A 22,308-nucleotide genomic window follows, 5' to 3' on the forward strand; every position below is an offset into this window, starting at 1 on the left:
ACCTCCCCCCACGCCCCTCTCATGCGAAGTCCCGAAAAGATCCGAAAGGCGGTGGGAGCTGTGCGGCTCTCACGAAGAGGCCTGCTCCGCGCGGGCCTGGCCGGTACGGCCGCCACGGCGCTAGGCGGCCTGGCGTCCGGCTGTGCCGTACCGACCGGCTCGACCGGCCGGAACATGGTCCTGTGGTACTGGAGCGGCGGTCTGAGCGACACGGTCGTCAAGAACGCCAAGGCGCGTTACGACAGCTCCGTGGCCCTCGACGCCATCCAGATCGGCGGCCAGTACCGCTCGAAGCTCATCACCACCATCACCGGCCGGGCCCACATCCCCGACATCGCGGGGCTCAAGGGCGAGGACATGGCCGCCTACCTGCCGAACGCGGACCAGTTCATCGACCTGCGGACGCTGGGCGCGGAGAAGTACCGGAGCCAGTACCTGCCCTGGAAGTGGGACCAAGGCATCGCCGACGACGGCACGATGGTCGGCTTCCCGATCGACTGCGGGCCGGTCGCGCACTACTACCAGTACGAGATCTTCCGCAGGGCCGGGCTGCCGTACGAGCCCGACGACGTGACGAACGAACTGAACACCTGGGAGAAGTTCTTCGACGCGGGCGTGCGGCTCGGCAAGCGTGTCCCGGGAGCCAAGCTGCTCACCGACGTCAACTCGGTCTTCGAGAACGTCGTGCAGCAGGGCGCGAAGCGCTACGTCGACAAGGACCGCCATTTCATCGGCGACCAGGACCATGTGCGCCGGGCCTGGGCCCTCGCCGTGGAGGCGAAGCGGCGCGGGATCGTCTCCGACCTGGTCAGCGGCACCCCGGACCAGCTGTCGGCCATTCAGGACGGCAAGCTGCCGAGCCAGCTGAACGCCTCCTGGGCCTCCTTCGACATCAAGAACGGCGTGCCGAAGACCAAGGGCAGGTGGCGGGTGGCGCAGATGCCGGTGCGGCCCGCCAACAACGGCGGCTCGTTCCTGTCGATCACCAAGGCGTGCCGGGAGCCCGAGCAGGCCTTCGAGATCATCACCTGGATCCTCAACGCGGCCAACCAGGCGCAGGGTTACGTCGACGCGGGCCTCTTCCCCTCGACGCCCGCCTCGTACGGCCTGAAGCAGATGCAGGAGCCGGACGAGTTCTTCGGCGGCCAGGTCACGACCGATGTCTTCGGGCCCGCCGCGCGGAAGATCGCGGTCGCCTACAACAGCCCGTTCGACATCGCGCTCGGGCAGCCCCTCAAGGACGAGATCAAGAACGTCGGCGTCCTCGGCAAGGATCCCAAGAACGCCTGGAGTGACGCCATGAGCAAGTGCCGGCGCATCGCGAAGCACCTGGGGGTGAGCTACTGATGGCCGTCCTGGAGCAGACCCCGCCGGCGGTGGCGCAGCCCTCGCCCACGCAGCCCAGGAAGGGCTGGCGCAAGTACTGGCATCTCTACGCCGCGATCTCCCCCTTCTACCTGATCTTCCTCGGCTTCGGCCTCTTCCCGGTCGGCTTCTCGCTCTACCTGTCCTTCCACCGCTGGGACGGCCTCGGCTCGATGGAGTGGGCCGGGCTCTCGCAGTACCAGTACCTGCTGAGCGACAGCGACTTCTGGAACTCGATCGGCAACACGGTCGTCATCTGGGCGCTGGCGACCTTCCCCATGATCTTCCTGGCGATGGTCACGGCCGTGATGCTCAACTCCGCGGTCCGCTTCAAGAACGTCTACCGCTTCGCGTACTTCCTGCCGAACGTCACCTCGGTCGTCGCGATCGCGATCGTCTTCGGCTCGATCTTCTCCACCAACGCCGGCATGGTGAACGCCGTCCTGCACGCGGTGGGCATCGACCAGGTGGCGTGGCTGAACACGCCCTGGGGCATCAAGGTCACCATCGCGGCCCTGATGACCTGGCAGTGGACCGGCTACAACGCCATCATCTTCCTCGCCGGACTCCAGACCATCCCGAGCGACCTGTACGAGGCGGCGCGGATGGACGGCGCCGGTCCGGTCCAGACCTTCTTCCGGATCACGCTGCCGCTGCTGCGGCCCACGCTGCTGTTCGTGCTCGTCGTCTCGACGGTCACCGGCCTGCAGAGCTTCTCCGAACCACAGGTCCTGCTCCAGACGTCCTCCAACGACTCCACGTTCGCGGGCGGTCCGGGTCACTCCGGCCAGACGATGGTCCTCTACTTCTTCCAGCAGACCTTCGACAACAACGACTTCGGGTACGGCGCCGCGGTGGCGTGGGGCATCTTCCTCGTCGTCGTCCTGTTCTCGATCATCAACTGGCGCCTCGTGCAGCGCCGCGGCGACTAGGAAGGGCGCGCATCATGGCATCCATCAAGGGGTCCCGCCGCAGAGGGATCGCGCTGCACCTCCCGCTGATCGTCGGCACGGTGATCTCGGCCTTCCCGTTCTACTGGGCCGTGATCATGTCGACGCACAGCTCCTCGGAGATCTTCTCCTACCCGCCGAAGCTGCTGCCGGGCACGCACTTCCTGGAGAACGTCCGGGGCCTCTTCGACGCGGTCGACTTCTTCGGGTCGATGTGGAACTCGCTGCTGGTCGCGACGGCGGTGACCTTCCTGGTCCTGCTCTTCGACTCCCTCGCGGCGTTCGTCTTCGCCAAGTTCGAGTTCCCGGGCAAGGGACTGCTGTTCGGGCTGCTCATGGTCATCTTCATGGTGCCGGCGCAGCTGTCGGTCATCCCGCAGTTCGTCGTCATGGCGAAGATCGGCTGGATCGGCTCGATGACCGCGCTGATCGTGCCGGCGGCGGCCAACGCGTTCGGCATCTTCTGGATGCGCCAGTACATGAAGACGGCCATCCACGACGAGCTGCTCGACGCCTCCAAGCTCGACGGCGCGAACTTCCTGCGCCAGTACTGGCACGTGGCACTGCCGGTGGTCCGCCCGGGCCTCGCCTTCCTCGGCATCTTCACCTTCATGGGCCAGTGGAACGACTTCGCCTGGCCCCTGATCGCCCTCACCAACCCCGACAACGTCACCCTCCAGGTCGCGCTGTCCCAGCTCAACGGCACCCACGGCACCACCGACTACGGCATCGTGATGACCGGCGCCCTGCTCGCCCTCATCCCGCTGCTGATCGTGTTCGCGGTCGGCGCCAAGCAGATCATCGGCGACCTCGCGAAGGGAGCCGTCCGCGGATGACCAGCGATCCGCTGCTGGCCCTGCGCCCCTGGGAGGCACCCGAGGTGACCTCCTGGGGGCGACTCCCCATGAACGCCGTCGACCGGCGCGACGGAGCACTCCCCCTGGACGGTGACTGGCGCTTCCAGTTGCTGTCCGCTCCGCACGCGCCGGTCGGCGGTGCCTGGTCGACGTCGCGCGTCCCCGGCGTCTGGACCATGCAGGGCACCGACGACCTCCCGCAGTACACCAACGTCAGGATGCCGTTCCCCCAGTACCCGCCCGCCTCCCCCGCGGCGAACCCGACGGGCGTGTACGAGCGCGAGGTGGACGTCCCGGCGGACTGGGCCGGACGCCGCGTCGTGCTCCAGGTGGGGGCCGCGGAGAGCGTGCTGCTGGTGCACGTGGACGGGCGGCCGGTGGGCGTCTCCAAGGACTCGCACCTGGCCGCCGAGTTCGATCTGACGGCACTGGTACGCCCCGGCACGTCCGCGACCGTACGGCTCACGGTCGTCAAGTGGTCCGACGCCTCGCACATCGAGGACCAGGACCAGTGGTGGCACGGCGGGATCACCCGCTCGGTGCTGCTGTACGCGACGGACCCGCTGCATCTCGCGGACGTGACCGTGCGCGCCCGGTACAGCGGCGACCTGCGCGTGGACTGCCGGGTCCGGGACACGGGCGGCGCGCTGCCCGCGGGGTGGTATCTCACCGGGGACCTGGACGGGCGGCCGCTCGCCCAGGACACTGAGTTCGACCGTGCCAACGCCGAGGACGAGCGCGTCTCCGACTTCCTCGGCGAGGCACGGCTGCTGACCACCGTCCCCGAGGTGCGCACCTGGAACGCGGAGACGCCCGAGCTGTACGACCTGACCGTACGTCTGCACCGCGCCGACGGTACGGTCGCCGACACCTCCCGGCACCGGATCGGCTTCCGCGACGTCGAGATCGTCGGCCGCGACCTGCTGGTCAACGGCGAGCGGGTCTTCATCCGGGGCGTCAACCGGCACGACTTCCACCCGCTGACCGGCCGGACGGTGTCGTACGACGACATGCGCGCGGACCTGGTCCTGCTCAAGCGGTTCGGCTTCAACGCCGTGCGCACCGCCCACTACCCGAACGACCCGACGCTGTACGACCTCGCCGACGAGCTCGGCTTCTACGTCGTCGACGAGGCGGACATCGAGTCCCACGACCACGCCCACGAGACCGCCGACGACCCGCGCTATCTCGGCGCCTTCGTGGACCGGGTCTCGCGCATGGTGCTGCGCGACAAGAACCACCCGTCGGTGATCATCTGGTCGCTGGGCAACGAGTCCGACTACGGGGCCAACCACGACGCGGCGGCCGGCTGGGTGCGACGGCACGACCCGACCCGGCCGATCCAGTACGAGGGCGCGGCCAAACTGGGCTGGGCCGACCCGGAGCTCGCCTCCGACATCGCCTGCCCCATGTACGCGCCGCTGGAGGACTGCGTGGCGCACGCGCTCTCCGGCGAGCAGACCAAGCCGCTGATCCAGTGCGAGTACTCGCACGCCATGGGCAACAGCAACGGCACGCTGGCCGACCACTGGGCTGCCATCGAGGCCACCCCGGGTCTTCAGGGCGGGTTCATCTGGGAGTTCTGGGACCACGGGATTCTGCAACGTGTGAGCGACGGAAGACCGGCCGGGCGTGGGGGCGCCGGGCTGTACGACAACGGTGTCGCCGCGCCCGGGTACCGCTGGGCGTACGGCGGTGACTTCGGCGAGACGATCCACGACGGCGCGTTCATCGCGGACGGCGTGGTGTTTCCCGACCGCACGCCCAAGCCGGCGATGTACGAGCACCGGGAGATCGCGGCGCCGGTGCGCATCGAGAGCTACCGGCACGAGGGCGTCGTCCTGACCAACCACCAGCACTTCCGCGGCTTCGACTGGCTGGCCGCCGTATGGGAGCTGTCGCTGGCCGACGGTCGCACGCTGACCGCGCCGGCCGAACTGCCCGAGCTGTGCCCGGGGGAGACGGCGGCGGTGCCGCTGCCGTTCGCGCTGCCGGAGGACGGCGGCGAGGCGTGGCTGACGCTGCGGGTGACGACGGCGCGCGACCTGCCGTGGGCGCCGCGCGGCACGGAGGTGTGCGTGCCGCAGATACAGCTGCGGCAGGCCGACGTGCGGCGGGAGCCGGTCGCGGCGGGTTCGGTGGAGGTCGACGGCGAGGGACTCCTCGTCCACCCGCTGCTGACGGTGGCTCCCGCCCTCTCTCTGTGGCGTGCGCCCACCGACAACGACGAGTTGGGCGGCATGGCGGGGCGCTGGCGGAGCTGGGGGCTGGACGCGCTGGTCCGCAAGGTCGTGTCCGTGCGTGAGGACGCCGGACAGGTGACCGTGCGGTCCGAGTACGCGGGCACCACCGGTGTCGTACGGCACCGGCAGGTGTTCACGCCCGTCGCGGGCGGCGTCCGCGTCGAGGAGGAGGCCGAGCTACCGGAGGCCTTCGACGACGTGGCGCGGGTCGGCACGGTCTTCGAGACGGTCGCGGGGCTGGACCTGCTGGAGTGGTTCGGGCAGGGCCCCTGGGAGTCGTATCCCGACCGCCGCGCGGGCGCGCCCGTCGGCCATCACTCCCTGCCCGTCGACGAGTTGTTCACCCCCTATCTGCGTCCGCAGGAGAGCGGTGGCCGGCACGGCGTACGGCGGTTCACGCTGTCCGCGCCGGACGCCACCGGTCTCGCGGTGGTGCTGGACGAGCCGCGTCAGGTCTGCGTCACCCGTTACCGTGCCGAGGACCTGACGGCCGCCACGCACCACGACGAACTGGTGCCGCGCCCCGGCTGCGTGGTCCACCTCGACGCGGCGCACCGGGGCCTGGGCACGGCGTCGTGCGGCCCCGACACCTTCCCCTCGTACCGCGTCGCACCGGGCGTCCATCGCTGGAGCTGGACCCTGCGCGTCCTCTGAACTCCTCTTCCTCCCCTCCTCTTCATGGAGCACCCATGTGTACTTCGCATGCCCACGACCAGGGCGAGGCCGCGCAGGCCGCCGCCGGAAGACGCAGTTTCCTGCGGGCCACGGCGCTGATCGGCGCCACCGCCACCGCCGCGGTCGCCCTCCCGGCGGTCGCCGAGGCCGCGCCCGCCGCGGCCACGGCCTCCGACTGGCGGCCCGACTCCGACAGCCGTCGCTTCACGCTCGCCGTGATGCCGGACACCCAGTACCTCTTCGACGGGCCGAGCATCGACAAGGCGCCCATCGAGGCGTCGCTGCGGTATCTGCTGGAGCACGGCCGGAAGGAGAACATCGTCTTCCTGTCGCACCTCGGCGACCTCACCCAGAACGGCTCCCAGCCCGAAGTCGCCGCGATCAGCGAGGCGTTCCGGCTCCTGGACCGGCGGGGCGTGGGCTACAGCGTCCTCGCCGGCAACCACGACGTGAAGTCGTCCACGGACGACCAGCGCGGCGCGACGCCCTATCTGGACGCCTTCGGGCCGAAGCGGTTCCAGGGGAAGAAGACCTTCGGGGGCGCCTCCCCCGACGGCTACAACAGCTTCCACCTGTTCAAGGCCGCCGGACGTGAGTGGATGGTGCTCGCCCTTGACTGGCGGCTGTCGGCGAAGGGCTATGCGTGGGCCAAGGACGTCCTGGCCCGGCATCCGAGGACGCCGGTCGTCCTCACCACCCATGAGCTGGTCGTCGAGGACGACACCTTGTCGGCGTACGGGCAGCAGCTGTGGGACCAGCTGATCGAGGACCACGACCAGATCTTCCTCACCCTCAACGGGCACTACTGGCCGGCCGGCCGGGCGACCCGCAAGAACGCGGCGGGCAACGACGTCCACCTGCATCTGACGAACTACCAGAACCGGTACTTCGGCGGCGCCGCGATGATCCGCCTGTACCGCTTCGACCTCGACCGGAACGTCATCGACGTGGAGACGGTCTCCCCGTGGATCCTCGGCCGGGCCGCCAAGGGCCTGGGCGAGCTGGAGCGGCAGGAGATCGAACTCAGCGGCGACGCCGACCGGTTCAGCGTCGACCTCGACTTCGCCGACCGCTTCTCCGGCTTCGCCCCGGTGCCCGCGCGTCCGTCGCGCCCCGCGTCCCGGCTGCTGATCCCGGGCACGGTGGCGTACTGGCGCTTCGAGCAGCCGGTGTCGGGCGGCACGGTCCGTGACGCCTCCGGGCACGGCAACGACCTCTCGCTCGTCCCGGTCGGCGGCGGCACGCTGGGCTGGTCCGCCGACCACCACCCCGACCAGCCCGGGCACGGCAGCCTGGAGTTCCAGGGCTTCAAGTCACCGCTGAAGGGCGCGTACCTGCGCACGGTCGACGGGGCGCCGCTCAACTCGGCGACGTTCAGGGACGGTTACACCATCGAGGCGTTCTACCGTCTCCCCGCCGACTGGGACCCCGACCACCACGCCTGGTCGGGCCTGGTGAGCCGTACGGGCACGGGCGGCGCCGCCGGCAAGACCGCCGACGACCCGGACGAGCCGCTCGCCACGCTCTCCCTGTCGAACGACCGGGAGCCGCAGTGGGCGATGCGCCCGCTGAACCAGGAGGGCATCGCCACCAACTGGGCCCAGGAGACCCCGCTGGAGACCTGGTGGCACCTCGCGGTCGTCAACGACGGCGAGCACACCACGATGTACGTCGAGGGCTGCCCGGTGGTCCGCAACCCGAAGGCACGCTCGACCGGCATCACGTCCGTCGGCCTGCCGTGGCTGCTCGGCGGCTACGCGTACGGCGGCAAGATCGACCAGATCCTGCACGGCCGCCTCGGCGACGTCCGGATCGTCGCGCGGGCGCTGCCCGTCAAGTCCTTCATGAACCACTGACCTTCAGGGGACCAGCACCATGACCGAGCAGCAGCTGCCCAGCTGGGCCGACCCGTCCGTCTCCCCCGCCGACCTCGACCCGCAGGGCGTCTCCCGGCGCGGGCTCCTGCGCCGCGCCGGCCTGTTCGGCGCCGCGTTCGCGCTGGGCGGCGCGGCCGCACCGGCGCTGGCGGGACCGGCCTCGGCCGCCTCCGACCGGCGTCTCGGCGGCGACGACCCGCGCCTCGCCTATCTCGTGGGCGACCACCACATCCACTCCGTCTACAGCCACGACGCCAAGTACACGTTCTCCCAACTGGCCGCCGCGAGCGCCAAGTTCGGCCTGGACTGGATGGTGTTCACCGAGCACTCCAACTTCGGGCACGCCAAGTTCGGGGCCGCGCTGGAGCACGAGGAGATCCTCCGGGCGCGGGCCGAGAACCCGCGCCAGCTCATCTTCCAGGGCCTGGAGTGGTACATCCCGGGCGCCGAGCACTGCACGGTGTTCGCCGCGCCCGGCCGCCACGAGGTGGACCTGCTGACACAGTTCGAGAGCGCCTACGACGGCAAGCTCCTCGGCTACGACAAGGGCGGCGCGGCCGACGCGGACACCGCCCGCAACGAGGCCCACGCGGTCAAGGCCGTCCAGTGGCTGGCCGAACAGCGCCGCACGCGCTACGTGGACGACGTCCTCGTCCTCGCCAACCACCCGATGCGCCTCGGCATCGACTCCCCGCACGAGATGCGGGCCTGGCGGGACGCGGCCCCCGAGATCATGATCGGTATGGAGGGCGCGCCCGGCGCCCAGGGCGCGGCCATCCCCGGCTGGCGCGGCGCGACCTCGATCCGCGGCGAGTACGAGAACAAGCCGTCGGCGCAGTCCTGGGCCGGCTACCCGGCGGACGCGTACCTCACGTACGGCGGCTTCGACTGGGCGACGGCGACGGTCGGCGGGCTGTGGGACTCGATGCTGGCGGAGGGCCGCCTGTTCTCGATCACCACGAACTCCGACGCCCACCGCATCGTCTTCGACACCTGGAAGAACGGCGACTGGCCGGCGGGCCAGAACTTCGACACCACCGGCAAGCTGCCCGACCCGGTGAACACCACTACCCCGCAGCCGGGCAGCGACTTCTGGCCGGGCCAGTTCAGCCGCACCCACGTCGGCGTGACCCGCTACGGCTACCGCTCGGTGATGGCGGGCCTGCGCGCGGGCCGGGTCTGGCTGGACCACGGGCATCTGCTCGACGGCCTGGACGTCCGCCTCAAGCGGGACTGCGACCACGGCCGGGGTGTCACGCTGGGCGGCCGGCTGCGTGTGCGCAAGGGCGAGAAGCTCACCCTGCACGTGACGGTCACGACCGCCTCCCGGCCCAACCCGCAGGGAATCCTGCCGGAGTTGGCCCATGTGGACGTCGTCCGGGGCGCGGTGCGCGGCCCGGTGACCGACCGGGACACCTGGCGGGCCCCCGACACCAGGGTCGTGCGGACGACGGACGTGAGCGGCCGCAAGGGGACGTACACCCTGCGCATCCCGCTGACCGCGGGGGACGAGTCCTTCTACGTGCGGCTGCGCGGCAGCGACGGCAACCGCAACGGCACGGGCTACCTCGGCGCCTCGGTCGACCCGCACGGGCCGATCCCGCACGCGCCCGGAGACGGTGACCCGTGGACGGATACGTGGTTCTATTCGAACCCGGTATTCGTCGACGTGGCAGGAGCCTGATGAAGCGTCACCTCAGCACTCTCGCTTGCTTATTGGGCGTACTCGCGCTCGGCGCGGGGACGGCGTCCGCCGCCGGTGCCCCGCGCTGGGCCGAGTCCGGCACGGCGTACACGGACACGCTGGGCGGCGGACAGGGTCTGGCGAGCCGCGCGGACGGCTCACTGCTGTACCGCGGGCTCGCCTCCATCCCGCTGGACCTGCGGATCAAGGGCTGGAACCACGTCGGCGACCCGGACGTCGCACGCGGCCATGTCTTCGACGCCTACCAGGGCCCGGATACGGCCACGTCCAAGATGTTCGCGGTGACCACCCCGGCCGGGAAGCGCTACGAGTACGTCCACCGGCTCAACCCGGGCGAGAAGCTGAACAACTCCTTCGCCTCCGTCTCGCCCGACGGGCAGTGGCTGGTGTCGGGCGAGTGGGGTGAGCAGCGAAGACTCCAGGTGTTCCCGGCGCCCCTGCTGAACCCGTCCACCCCGCAGTCCGGCGGCGATCTGAAGGAGGCCTGGCAGATCACCCTGGACAAGCCCGTACGCGACATCCAGGGCTGTGACTTCGTGACGGACACCCGCCTGGTGTGCGCCTCGAACGACGCCTCGGGCACGCTCTTCCCGGAGATCCGCCCGCTGCTCCGGGTCGACCTGGAGCGCAAGGTGGACGGACAGCCGATGACGGGCGCGGTGACCAGCCTGTTCGCACTGCCTCAGCGCAGCCTGTGCACCGGCTCGTTCGGCACCTTCGAGACGGAGGGCGTCGACTACGACGCGAGCAGCGCCACCCTGCGGGCCCAGATGATTCCGCCGGGCGTGTGCGCGGCGGCGACGGCCGTGTACTCGTACCAGCAGGTCACGAACTGACCGAGACCCCGGAAACACCCGCACATCGGGATGGTCTGGGGCACGATGGGGAGTGGCCGTCGCACGACCGGACGGCATGCCGCAGCGGGCGGGGGCTTCGAGGGGAGGCCGCGCATGCGCAAAGAGGTGATCACGGGGGACGGCCGCCGATTAGCCGTTGAGATCTCCGGGGATCTCAACGGTTTTCCGGTGTTCCTGCTGCACGGCACCCCCGGCAGCAGGCTCGGCCCGGCACCCAGGCCCATGCTGCTCTACCACCAGCAGGTCCGGCTCATCACCTACGACCGCCCCGGCTACGGCCCCTCGGACCGGCTCCCCGGCCGCCGGGTAGCCCATGTCTCCGCCGACGTGACCGCCATCGCCGACGCCCTCGGCGTCGAACGGTTCGCGGTGGTCGGCCGCTCCGGCGGCGGACCGCACGCCCTGGCCTGTGCCGCCCTGCTGCCCGACCGGGTCACCCGGGTCGCGGTGCTGGTCAGCCTGGCGCCCCGCGACGCCGACGGGCTGGACTGGTTCGCCGGGATGGCGGCCTTCAACGTCAGCGAGTACACCAAGGCGCAGGCCAGCCCCGACCACCTGGAGGCCAGCCTCCGCGAACGCTCCGTCGGCATCCGCGCCGACCCGGTCCGGCTGCTGGCCCAGCTGCGCCGCGACCTCACCGAGTCCGACCTGCGGGTGGTCGCCGACGCCGGTATCCGGGCCATGCTGCTGCGCAACTACCGCGAGGCGCTGAGTGTGTCGGCCGACGGCTGGGTGGACGACGCGCTGTCCTTCTGCACGCCCTGGGGGTTCAACCCGGCCGACATCTGCGTACCGGTGCTGCTGTGGCACGGCGAGCAGGACGGGTTCTCGCCGGCCGGCCACACCCGCTGGCTGGCCGAGCGGATCCCCGGGGTCACGGCGATCCTCCAGCCGGCCGCGGCGCACTTCGCTTCGTTACGGGTGCTGCCGGACATCGTGACCTGGCTGCTGGGCGGCCGCACCCGACTGGCCGCCGACCGCGGCTGAACACGCCCTGGGCGCGGCGGTCACACGGCCAGCGGCTCCAGGTCCCGGTGGATCCGCTTGCCGTCGCGCACGCTCACCGTGTGCGGGTGTTCCTCGCCGAGCAGCCGGGTCAGCTCGGCCTGGGCGCTCTCCTGGAGCTGGTCGGCCTCGGGGATCCGGCGCAGCGCGCGCAGGGTCACGGCCAGGTTGGCGCGGGAGACGATCGTGTCCGGGTGCTTCGGGCCCAGGGCGGCCTGGAATCCTGCCACGGCCGTCCGTTCCAGTTCCTCGGCCTCGCGCAACTCGCCCTGTTCCGCGAGCACGTTGGCGAGGTTGACGGCGGCGGCGAGGGTGTACGGGTGGCGCTCGCCGAGCACCTTCCGCAGGGTGGCGAAGTTACGTTCCATCAGCTTGCCGGCCTGAGCCGCCTCACCGGCCCCGCGCAGGAAGATGCCGAGGTTGTTGACGGCGGCCAGGGTCGCCGGGTGGCGCTCGCCGGGTGCCGTCCGGTACTGCCGCACTATGTCCTGCGCCAGCACCAGCGCCTCGTCCCTGGCCCCGGTGGCGTACAGGTCGGCCGCGTAGTTCAGGGTGCAGTCCAGGACGTCCGGGGTGGACGTGGGGGTCTCCCGTACTCGGTAGAGCTCACGGGTCTGCTGGGTGAGGGCGCGGGCCTCCTGAAGCTGTCCGGCCTTGCGCAGCGAGACCGCGAGGCTCTTGGCCGTGCGCAGGGTCTCGGGGTGGACCGTGCCGAACAGTGCCTCGTAGGACTGGTAGCTGTCGCGCAGCAGGGAGATCGACGTCTCGTACTCGCCGACCTCCCGCAGGTCGCGGCCCAGGTTGGTGACGCTGATCAGGGTGTGCGGGTGCTCCTTGCCCAGGTCGTTGCGGCGTCGGTCGTAGATCTCCTGGTCGACGTCGCGGGCCTCGCTGTAGCGGCCGAGCTGGCGCAGGCACAGGGCGCGGTTGTTGTTGGCGCTGAGCGTGCGCGGGTGGTCCTCGCCGAAGCTCTCCTTGAAGCCGAGGTAGGCCTCGGTGGCCATGTCGAGGGCGTCGTTGAAGCGGCCCACGTTGCCGAGGTCCATCGCGAGGCCGCTGGCCGTCATGAGGATGTGCGGGTGTCCGGGCCGCAGCAGGTCGCGCTGGCGGGCCAGGGTGTCCGAGCCCAGCTTCTCCGCCTCCACGTACTTGCCGAGCGAGCGCAGCACGTTGGCGATGTGGAACCTGAGATGCAGGATCTGGATCCGGAGGTTCGCGGCGTGGCTCCGCTGGGCGGCGCTCACCCGCTCGGTCAGCTGCCCCTCCCACAGGCGCCGCAGCGCCTCCCCGAGGGTGAGGGCGGCGTTCAGGTCGCCGCGCTTCCACAGGTAGCGGACCCGGTCGATGAGCAGCTGCCGGGTCTCCGGTTCGTCGCAGATGCTGGCCTCGGAGGCCTCCAGGTGCGGCCAGATCGCCGCGAAGGTGGGCTGGTTCTCCGGGTCGTCGATCGGCTCCTCACCGGAGGGGCGGGCGCCGGCCAGGATGCGGTGGACGACGTGCTGGGCCTCCTCCTGCTCCTGGCGGGTGAGCTGGGAGCGGATCACCGCCTGCACCAGCCGGTGCACCTGGATCGACTCGGTGGCCCGGTCGACCTTGGCGAGCGCGAAACGGCCTATCTCCCGGATGACCTGACCGAGGACCATCTTCTCCTGGAGTGAGGGGTCCTCCGTGGCGAGGACGCGGATCATCTCGTCGCCGTAGAGCAGCTTCATGGAGATGGGCTCGGCCGCGAAGAAGGCGCACAGCTGGAGCAGGCGTACGGCGGCCGGGGAGCGCTCCTTGAGCCGCTCGATGGAGACGTTCCAGGTGGCGCCCACGGGTTTCGGGTAGTTCGCGGGCTGGCTGAACGACAGGACGCGTTCGGCCTGTTGCTCCAGTTCGGCGAGGTAGGTGTCGACGGGTGTGCCCGTCTCGGCGAGCCACGCCCCCGCCTGGTCGAGTGCCAGCGGCAGGTCACCCACGGCGGCGGCGACCCGGTCGGCGTCCTCGGCGGTGAGGTCGGCGGCCCGGCGCAGCAGGTGTTCGACGCTCTCCTCGCGCAGGAACGGGTCGATCTCCAGGGCCTTGCCGTACTGGAGCCAGGTCTGGTTCCGCGAGGTCACCAGGACGTGGCCGTTGCCGCCGGGGAAGTGCCGGCTGACCTCCTGCGGCTCGTCGGCGTTGTCGAACACCAGCAGCCAGCGCAGGGTCGAGCTCGACTGGCGCAGATGGTCGCGCACCTCCTGGGCGACCTGTGCCGCGTCGTCCCCGACCCGCAGGCCCAGCTTGCGGGCCAGTTCGGCGAGGGCGGAGACCACGAGTTCGTTCTGCTCCGAGGGGATCCACCACACCAGGTCGTAGTCGGCGGCGAAGCGGTGCACGTACTCCAGCGCGATCTGTGTCTTGCCGACACCCCCCAGCCCGTACAGGGCGTACATCGCGGCCGTGCCGCCGGAGGCGCTGCCGAGGCCGTCGCGCAGCCGCTCCAGCAACGCGCTGCGGCCGGTGAAGGCGGCGTTGCGCGGGGAGACGTTCCAGAACTTGGGCACCGTGTCCGGGAAGCGGGCGTCGGAGGCGACGGCGTCGTCGGGCAGTTCGGCCGGCAGGGGCGGTTTGCCGAGGGCCCGCAGCAGCGCGGAGGCCGCGTTCTTCTCGTTCGTGCGCACCAGGTCGACCGCGGGCCACTCGCTGAACATCGGCGCCGGCCGGAAGTCGCCGACCCGCACCGCCACCACCTGGCGGCGGCCGGACGGGTCACCGCCCGTGGCCGCCTCCCACACCTGCCGGGCCCGTGCGGAGCGCTGGTACGCCGGGGAGATCACGACGACGGTCCGGTCGGCGGGCTGCTCGGCACCGTCCCCGTCGCAGCCCACGTACCTGAGCACCACCCGGAACCCGGCCCGGGACAGCAGCACCGCGATCCAGTCGGCCCACATGCGGTCCTCGGCGACATAGCTCAGATGCAGGTCGGCCGGCAGCGACAGCCGGGTGCGGGTGAACTTCTTCTTGATGCCCTCGCGCAGATCCTTGTCCATGCGCGGCAGCGTGGTGATCGCCCGGTCGCTGATCACGCTGGTGAGCCGCTCGAAGGCCGACAGCAGCGAGGTGGGGTTGCCGGCCTCGTCGCCGAAGGTGGCCAGCGTCTCCTCGTAGGCGTAGTAGGGCCGGTACGGGACCTCCACCGACCCCCAGTAGGTGGACAGTTCGTCGTCGACCAGGCCGGCCGGGAGCCCGTCGAACTTCGCCCGGGCCAGCGAGCGTCCGGCGTCGGCCTTCTCCTTCTCGCCCTCGTCGATGCGCATGGGGACGGGCAGGATGCGGATGCTGCGGCTGTGGAAGCGGTCGTGGATGTCGTGGGCGACCATGGAGGCACCGTCGATGCTCTGGTCGCTGAGGGTGAAGCAGTCCACGAGGACGTCGGGCAGGTGGGCGGTGCAGATGTCGGCGATGTCGGACAGTCCGGTGCGGCTGTCGATGAGGACGTAGTCGTAGTTCTGCCGCATGTCCTCGCGCAGGGCGTCGAAGAACAGTCCGCCGCCGAGGCGGTCGTAGAAGTTGTCCCAGTCGAAGGTGCTCACGATCGCCGAGTAGTCACGGCTCTGCCGGCCCGCCGAGACCAGGTCCAGGGTGCCGGGTTCGGGGAAGGGCCAGTCCAGCGAGACGGCGTGGCGCTGGATACGGGCGTACTCCCGGTGCCAGTCGGGCGGGCGCTGCTCGTCCTCGCCCTCGCCACCGGTGGCCGCCCAGGCGTACTCCTTGAGCAGGTCGATGACGCCGGTGGTGGCGCCGACGGTGGCCGGATCCAGGAAGGGATGGAAGAAGCGGTGCAGGCCCGGCGCCTCCAGGTCCCAGTCGACCGCGAGGACGCGTTTGCCGTTGGCGGCCAGGATCCACGCGGTGTTGGCCAGGGCCATGGTCCGGCCGGTACCGCCCTTGTACGAGTAGAACGTCACGATACGGCCCGTACGCCCGTCTCGCTCATCCCGTTCGGCCCGTTCGCCCCGTTCGTCAACGCTGCTCATCGCGGTCTTCCTCCTCGGCGTCCCGGCGGTGTCCCTGTGGCCGGCTGTCCGGGCTGTCCGAAGCGCCCAGCCGGAATCGCGCGGTGCCCTGACCGGACGGCGTCCTGGCCGGGGCTCTTCTGAGGTACTCCCTCTCGGCCTCCTGCACGACGCGCGGCAGCAGGTGGCTGAAGGCCTTGCGGTCGGGGATGCCCTGGACGGCGGGTCTGCACGTCTGCCGCCCCTGGTACATCAGGCGGGGCAGGGTGACCTCCACCTCGGCGGCCAGTTCGTCCTCGGCCTCGTCACTGTCCGGGTCGGCGCGGTTCCACGGGACGGCGAGACCGGTGGAGCGCCGGGCGCCGGAGTCGAACTCGCGCAGCCGGCCGCGCTGTTCGCGGTCGCGCAGGACCCAGCGGTCCAGGAGCAGGACCTCCGGGCCGTCGGCGGGACCGGAGACCTGGCCGAACTCCCTTAGGTCGGGCCGGAGTTGGAGCCGCTCCGCGATACCGGCGACCACCTGGGCGAGCGGCTGGGCGGAGGTGGGGTGGTAGGGGTTCCAGTCGAGCGGTGAGGGGCCGTAGCAGTCGGGGCCGCGCCCCTCGGGTAACCGGTCCAGGCTGCCCGCCGCCACGCTGATCCGCAGCCTGCGCCCGGGGGTCGTGGGACGGGCCGGGCGGGCGGCCGCGGAGTCTCCGGCGGTGGTCGTGCGCCCGGCGGGCCGGGTGAGCGTCACGGCTGCGGCGGGCGGGCCGGCGAAGGCGTCGTGCGCGGTGTCCATCGCGGTCCGGTCGCCGCGTTCCACGACGATGCTCTCGCCGACTTCGACGATGCGCCGGGCCAGGTGCAGCACGGCCTTCTGGTAGTCGTTGCGGAACGAACTGAGTTTGGCCAGTCCGTACAGCCCGAACGAGCGGTACTTCTGGCCGAGTTCGGGGTGCGCGTACTGCACTTCCTTGACAGTGTCCGGAAGTTGGTGGTCGGGCACCGGCGACCACAGGGCGGGCACCACCGCGCTGGGCGTACCGCGCTGGCCCTCGACCCGGTAGCGCGCCTGACGGCCGCCGAAGACGGCCCACTCCTTGCCGCACCAGGAGCTGATGAAGTACCGCGGCGAGTACAGCGGCACGAACACCCGGCAACCGACCAGTGAGTCGGCGAGTTCATGACTCCAGATCTGCCCGGCCCGCATCGAGCGGTCCATGAACCCGGGTGCGCCGGCGTGGGCGGTCATGTTCTGGATGTGCTCGCACAGGTCGCAGAAGAGACGGTGGACCCACAGGTCCGGATCGGCCTCTTCCGAGCCGTTTCGGGGGAGGTGGGCGTAGCTCAGGAAAAAATAGGGAGCGGTGAGGTCCTCCCCCGTCGGTGCCGTCGGCTCCACGCGATCCCCCGATCCCGTCCCCCGTCCCCCCGCCCCGCGGGGGTGGACACTCAGTGTAGGAACCCCGCAGCGATTTGTGACGGCTCCGTGAAAAGGCCGCGGGGTCGATTTCGGGCCAGCCATCCGGTGGCGAAATCCACCGCCCTCGCCAAGGGGAACAACCGGGCCCGGGCATCCCCGACCGGACCGCGCCGGACGACGGGCTCGTGCCGCGTGTCGCCGTACGCCTGGAACGCCCGGCCCAGGGCGCCGAAGTCACGGTCGTCGAGAGCGACGTCCTTGTACGAGATCCAGCACCGCTCGCCATCCCGCAGGACCACGCAGCTGTACTCCCGGTGCGGCGGCTCCTCCACACGGTACTCGGCGAGGTGGAAGGCACTGCACACCTCGTAGCCGACCCCCATGAGCAACACCTGGGCCCCGGCCCGGTACAGCGGGGCCAGCGGGGAGCGCTCCCCCAGATGACACTCCTCGTCGTGCGCCGCCATCAACTCCCGCGCACGGGCGCCCACGGCCGCGAACGACGTCTGCGGATGCGCACTGCGCACGGCCTCACCATGGCACCGCACGGCCTCGGCCAGCCGCCCCATGCCCTGGGAGGGAGTCCGATCTGCCTCGAACGGCGGCATACCGGCCCGGTAGTCGGTGACTTGACGTTCCGTCATGCCGTGAATCCGCTTCCGATACGCCGGCGAGGTGTCGGAGTTCCCCGCGGTGAACGTCGGTACGACCAGCGTCCCCTCGGGCCCGAGAACATCGAGCAGCGCGGCCAGCACAGCCTCGGGCGGGGCCCCGACCCGCCGCAGCGAGGCATGCACCAGCAAGACCGCGCCTGGCCGGACCCCCAACGCCCGCAGCCCCTCGCCGAGGGGCCGGACGCCGCTCACAGGCTCCGCCCGATGCCGTCGACGAAACGCCGGCCGAGCGCGGTGAGCGACGCGGCGGACGCGAGTCGCTCCCACTGCGCGCGGGTGCGGTGGGCCGCCTCGGGGGCCGGGCGCAGGGCATCGGTGGCCGCGCGTGCGTAGGTGTCGGCGAGTAGTGCCGCGACGTCCGTGTCCGCCTCGTCGTACAACTCGCACTCGTCGAGCAGGGCGTCCAGGAGTCCGAGCCGGAATCCGCGGACGAGGTCGACGGCGACGTCCGCCGGGTCGGGGTGGAGGTGTACGCCCAGGGCCGTGAAACCGGCGCCGGCCGTGGTGCGTTCGGGGTCGGGCGGGGCGGCGAGCGGCGTCAGCACCGAGACCCCCGCGGCCATTCCGGCGGCGACGGCGGGCAGGGTCTTCCCGATCAACGTCCAGGCCTGCGGCACCACATGCCGCCAGAGCTGCATGTCCTCGTCCGTCAGCCGTGCCCGCACCGGAGTACCGAAGCAGTCGCGGTAGGGGTCCATGTCGTCGACGGCGACCTCCAGCCCCTCGGTCCGCAGCCACCGCACGGGCTCCCAGACGGAGGGCGACCCGGCGACGACATCGGGATCCAACCGGACGGTGCTGTCCGGGAGTTCGGCACGGAGTCGGCCGAGTCCGGGGAGGTGGGCGAAACCGTCGCGTACGGGGACCTCGATGCCGTCGGCGGCACGCGCGGGCAGTGCGACCGCCGCCACGAGCGAGGCCAGGTGGCCGGGAGGGGCGTCGCCGTCGAGGCAGCGCAGGATCCAGGGCCTGGTGTAGGGGTGCGTCAGGAGCGACGCGAGCAGTGATTCGTCGTACTCACCGAGTTTCAGGGCGAGTTGCCATGCAGGAGCCCACAACTCGCTTTCAAATCGGCCTGGTTCGGAATGCAGCGCCTTGAGCAGGTCGAGGGTGACGCGCTCGCGGGACCGGATCAACTCCCTTACCCCAGTGCCGTCGTCGGTGCCGTCGGCCAGTTCGTCAAAGCCCTTGATCGGCCGGTTCGCGCCGACGCCGGTCCTGGCGTCGATGGAGTGGATCAGCTCGGCCAGGTCGGCGCAGAAGACCGACGGGTTGTCGAAGCCGCTGCCGTCGTCGCGATAGCGGTGGGCGAAGAGCCCCCCGCCGCAGGAGCGGACCACCGGGCAGGTACGGCATTGCGTGCACAGGTCGTCCAGGCCGTGCTGCCGGGCGGTCATGCCGGGGTGGCGGGCCACCTCGTCGAGGGTGTGCCGGAAGACGTCCTTGCCGGTGACGGGCGCCCCGTCGTACGCGGTCTTCAGGGAGTCGGCCTGCTCGTACGTCCCGTCGGTCTCGACGACGACCACGTCGGCCGATTCCAGCCCCATCGCCTCGGTCAGGGCGGGACCACCGCCGAGGGTGCTGATCACCGAGTCGAACAGCCGCACCGGCATCGGGCGCCCCTGGGAGTCCCACCGGTCGTAGATCGCCAGGAGCCAGTCGGCGTACGGGGTGAGGGCGCCGTCGGGTCTGAGGGGCGGCGTGTCCCAGGTGGCGTGGGGCAGGAGGAAGTCGATGCGTGGGGGGCGCAGCGCGGCCAGGGCGTCGTAGGCGGCGATCGGGTCGTTGCGCACGTCGACGGTGCACAGGATCCCGGCGAAGAGATGACGGTAGCGGTCCTGGTCCAGCAGCCCCAGGGCCCTGAGCACCTTGTCGTAGCTGCTGCGGCCGTCAGTGAAGAGGCGGTGGCGGTCGTTGGCGGCGCGGTCGCCGTCGAGCGAGATGCCGACGCGGACGTCGTGTGCGGCGAAGAGGTCGAGGTGACGCTCATTCAGCTGCACGCCGTTGGTGTGGATCCGCAGATCCAGTTCGCACACTCCGCGCAGGGCGGTGCGGAGTTCCTCGCAGATGAGACGTAATCGCGCCGGGCCCGCCAAAAGGGGCTCGCCCCCGTGCAGGATGACCTGAACGGAGGCGAGCCCATGGTCCTTGGCATGCTCCGACAGCCGGAGGGCCGTCCAGGAGATCGTCTCTTCGGAGATCACCCTGGGCCGGGAGCTCCAGCTCTGGTCGGCATGCTCGTAGATGTAGCAGTGCCGGCAGGCGAGATCGCACCTGCTGTGCACTTTCAGCACGAGCTGCCGCAGCGGAAGAGTCGGACCGGTCATGACGGAGGATTCGGTGTCCTCAGATGGACGACTGGAAGGTCACCCCTGCCCTGCTGCCTACCCTGGTGGTCGACAGGGCGCGACGCACTCCTCGGACACTCTTCGGGTCGTGCGGAGTATCGAGCCGCAGCGCGCTCTTGCGAGGCTCGGCGGCGACCACCGACTGCACGGTCGTACCTGCGGTGGTTCTTGCTGGAATGGTCACGGCATTCCCTGTCGAAAGGCCCAAGTGGGTGGGCAGAGGAGCGTTGGGGCAGAACTTTTATGGCAGCACGCTACCGCTAAGCAGTGCCACCTTCGAGGCGTCAGGGCCACTGCATTTCTGTTTTCCCAGGTCACCTGTGTGAATTCTGATGAGGAAGTGGCTCCGCACGGGTGACGTGCCGTCTGTGTATGGACGCTTTGGGCCGGCTCAGGCGTAGAACCGCTTCACGCTCTGCAGCACCGCCGCCGGCTTGCTCCCGCCCTCGATCTCGATGGTCCCCTCGACAGCGATCTGCACCCCTCCCGGCACCTCCTCGACCTCCGCCAGCTTCCCGACCAGGCGTATGCGGGAGCCGACCTTCACCGGCGAGGGGAAACGCACCTTGTTCAGGCCGTAGTTGACCTTCGTGGTGACCCCCTGGACGTCCAGCAGCTCGGTGAACAGGGGGATGAAGAGGGAGAGGGTGAGGTAACCGTGGGCGATGGGAGCGCCGAACGGGCCCGCGGCCGCCTTCTCCGGGTCCACGTGGATCCACTGGTGGTCGCCGGTGGCGTCGGCGAAGGTGTTGATGCGGTCCTGGGTGATCTCGATCCATTCACTGGTGCCGAGGTCGCTGCCCGCGAGCTTCTTCAGTTCGTCGAGGCCGTTCACGGTGATGCTCATGGGGTTCCTTAACTGTTGCCGTATCGGGTACGGACGCGGGACTTGAGGAGTTTTCCTGAGGCGGTGCGCGGGAGTTCGTCCGCGAGGACCACCGATTTCGGGATCTTGTACTTGGCGAGTCGGCCGGCGAGGGACGCGAGGATCGCGTCGGGGTCGGGTGCGGTGCCCTCGCGGGGGACGACGACCGCGCGCGGCACCTCGCCCCACTTGTCGTCGGGCACGCCGATGACCGCGCACTCGACGATGTCCGGGTGGGCGAGGAGCAGGTCCTCGATCTCGGCGGGGTAGATGTTCTCGCCGCCGGAGATGATCATGTCCTTGATGCGGTCGACGATGAAGACGTAGCCGTCCTCGTCGATCCGGGCCGCGTCCCCGCTGCGGAACCAGCCGTCCGCGAAGGAGGCGGCCGTCTCCTCGGGCAGCCCCCAGTAGCCGGGCATGACGTGCGGGCCGCGGACGACGATCTCGCCGGTCTCGCCGACGTCGACCGGCGCCAGGTCCGGCCGGACGACGCGTACGTCGCTGAAGAAGTGCGGCACGCCCGCCGAACCGGCCTTGCCGACGGCGTGTTCGGCGTCCAGGAACAGGGTGCCGGGGGCGGCCTCCGTCATGCCGTAGCCCTGAAGGAACGTCAGTTCCCGTTGCTGGTAGGCGGCGATGAGCGGGGTCGGGACCGGGGAGCCGCCGCAGGTGAGGATGCGCAGGGACGACAGGTCGGCGTCGGGCCAGCGCGGATGGCGGGCGATCTGGTCGAACATGGTCGGCACGCCGAACATGAAGGTGATCCGGTGCCGTTCGATCAGGTCGAAGGTGGCGTCCGGGTCGAAGGCCTCGACCAGGACGCAGGTGCCGCCCTTGAGCAGGACCGGGAGCGTCAGCATGTTCAGGCCCGCCGTGTGGAACAACGGGGCCGAGACCAGGGCGCGTTCGTCGGCGATCAGGTCGGTGTCGACGAGGACGTTGAGCGCGTTCCAGGTGATGTTGCCGTGGGTGAGCATCGCGCCCTTGGGGCGGCCGGTCGTCCCCGAGGTGTACATGATGATGCAGGTGTCGTCCGGGGTGACCGGGGTGTCGACGGGTTCCTCGGAGGCTGAGGCGAGCGCCTCCTCGTACTCGGCGCCCACTTCGACGTAGGTGCGGACGTCCGTGCTGCCCGGCAGTCCGGCCACGAGCCCGGCGTGGGAGGGGCCGTAGACGAGGGCCTTGGCTCCGGAGTCGGCGAGCTGGTAGGCGATCTCGGGACCGGCGAGGCGGGTGTTGAGCGGGACGAAGACCGCGCCGAGCGTGCCGGCCGCGAACAGGGTCTCCAGGTAGGAGGGGTGGTTCGGGCCGAGGTAGGCGATGCGGTCGCCGCGCCGCACGCCCCTGTCGCGCAGGGCGTGGGCGAGGCGGGTGGTGCGCAGGTGCAGGGTGCGGTAGTCCATGGACGTCCCGCCGTGGATCAGGGCGGTGCGGTGCGGGGTCTTGCGGGCCCGGCGTGCGGGCCATGACCCCAGTCCCTCGTTGCGCATGTCACGCCC

General features: G+C 70.5%; 14 protein-coding genes. 8 read left to right on the plus strand and 6 right to left on the minus strand.

Annotated features, from left to right (window positions below):
- Positions 1–60 precede the first annotated feature (60 nt).
- The 8 genes from AQJ67_RS02900 (at position 61) to AQJ67_RS02935 (ending at position 11,516) form a co-directional block, all read left to right on the plus strand.
- On the plus strand, positions 61–1,347 hold the full coding sequence (locus AQJ67_RS02900; protein ID WP_062716356.1) for an ABC transporter substrate-binding protein: 1,287 nt from the start codon (positions 61–63) through the stop codon (positions 1,345–1,347).
- Positions 1,347–2,297, plus strand: a complete 951-nt coding sequence (locus tag AQJ67_RS02905; RefSeq protein ID WP_062716357.1) for a carbohydrate ABC transporter permease — start codon at positions 1,347–1,349, stop codon at positions 2,295–2,297. The genes AQJ67_RS02900 and AQJ67_RS02905 overlap by 1 nt, the downstream gene beginning before the upstream one ends.
- 14 nt (positions 2,298–2,311) lie before the next feature.
- Positions 2,312–3,151: a carbohydrate ABC transporter permease gene (locus AQJ67_RS02910; RefSeq protein ID WP_062716358.1), complete on the plus strand. Its 840-nt coding sequence runs from the start codon at positions 2,312–2,314 to the stop codon at positions 3,149–3,151.
- Complete coding sequence (locus tag AQJ67_RS02915; protein ID WP_062716359.1) at positions 3,148–6,069, plus strand: glycoside hydrolase family 2 TIM barrel-domain containing protein; 2,922 nt, start codon at positions 3,148–3,150, stop codon at positions 6,067–6,069. The genes AQJ67_RS02910 and AQJ67_RS02915 overlap by 4 nt, the downstream gene beginning before the upstream one ends.
- Positions 6,070–6,104: 35 nt before the next feature.
- Complete coding sequence (locus AQJ67_RS02920; RefSeq protein ID WP_062716360.1) at positions 6,105–7,946, plus strand: LamG-like jellyroll fold domain-containing protein; 1,842 nt, start codon at positions 6,105–6,107, stop codon at positions 7,944–7,946.
- Between the two features lie 19 nt (positions 7,947–7,965).
- A complete protein-coding gene (locus tag AQJ67_RS02925; protein ID WP_062716361.1) occupies positions 7,966–9,651 on the plus strand; it encodes a PHP domain-containing protein in 1,686 nt (561 codons plus the stop codon).
- The gene (locus AQJ67_RS02930) at positions 9,651–10,508 is read left to right on the plus strand and encodes a hypothetical protein (protein WP_062716362.1); all 858 of its coding nucleotides are present in this window, start codon (positions 9,651–9,653) and stop codon (positions 10,506–10,508) included. Before AQJ67_RS02925 ends, AQJ67_RS02930 begins: the two co-directional genes overlap by 1 nt.
- 114 nt (positions 10,509–10,622) lie before the next feature.
- Positions 10,623–11,516, plus strand: a complete 894-nt coding sequence (locus AQJ67_RS02935) for an alpha/beta fold hydrolase (protein ID WP_062716363.1) — start codon at positions 10,623–10,625, stop codon at positions 11,514–11,516.
- A gap of 20 nt (positions 11,517–11,536) precedes the next feature.
- Here AQJ67_RS02935 and fxsT read toward each other — a convergent pair whose 3' ends face one another.
- From fxsT to AQJ67_RS02965, 6 genes are all read right to left on the minus strand, one after another.
- Positions 11,537–15,535, minus strand: coding sequence for an FxSxx-COOH system tetratricopeptide repeat protein (fxsT, locus tag AQJ67_RS02940; protein WP_107122768.1), 3,999 nt, complete (start codon positions 15,533–15,535; stop codon positions 11,537–11,539).
- On the minus strand, positions 15,522–16,898 hold the full coding sequence (locus AQJ67_RS02945) for a TIR-like protein FxsC (protein WP_062716364.1): 1,377 nt from the start codon (positions 16,896–16,898) through the stop codon (positions 15,522–15,524). The genes fxsT and AQJ67_RS02945 overlap by 14 nt, the downstream gene beginning before the upstream one ends.
- A 50-nt stretch (positions 16,899–16,948) precedes the next feature.
- The gene (locus AQJ67_RS02950; protein WP_062716365.1) at positions 16,949–17,785 is read right to left on the minus strand and encodes an AAC(3) family N-acetyltransferase; all 837 of its coding nucleotides are present in this window, start codon (positions 17,783–17,785) and stop codon (positions 16,949–16,951) included.
- Positions 17,782–19,920, minus strand: a complete 2,139-nt coding sequence (locus tag AQJ67_RS02955; RefSeq protein WP_062716366.1) for an FxsB family cyclophane-forming radical SAM/SPASM peptide maturase — start codon at positions 19,918–19,920, stop codon at positions 17,782–17,784. Before AQJ67_RS02955 ends, AQJ67_RS02950 begins: the two co-directional genes overlap by 4 nt.
- 412 nt (positions 19,921–20,332) lie before the next feature.
- Positions 20,333–20,788, minus strand: coding sequence for a MaoC family dehydratase (locus tag AQJ67_RS02960; RefSeq protein WP_062716367.1), 456 nt, complete (start codon positions 20,786–20,788; stop codon positions 20,333–20,335).
- A gap of 8 nt (positions 20,789–20,796) precedes the next feature.
- The gene (locus tag AQJ67_RS02965) at positions 20,797–22,299 is read right to left on the minus strand and encodes an acyl-CoA synthetase (protein WP_062716368.1); all 1,503 of its coding nucleotides are present in this window, start codon (positions 22,297–22,299) and stop codon (positions 20,797–20,799) included.
- Positions 22,300–22,308: the final 9 nt, after the last annotated feature.

The organism is Streptomyces caeruleatus (assembly GCF_001514235.1).
Taxonomy (GTDB): domain Bacteria; phylum Actinomycetota; class Actinomycetes; order Streptomycetales; family Streptomycetaceae; genus Streptomyces; species Streptomyces caeruleatus.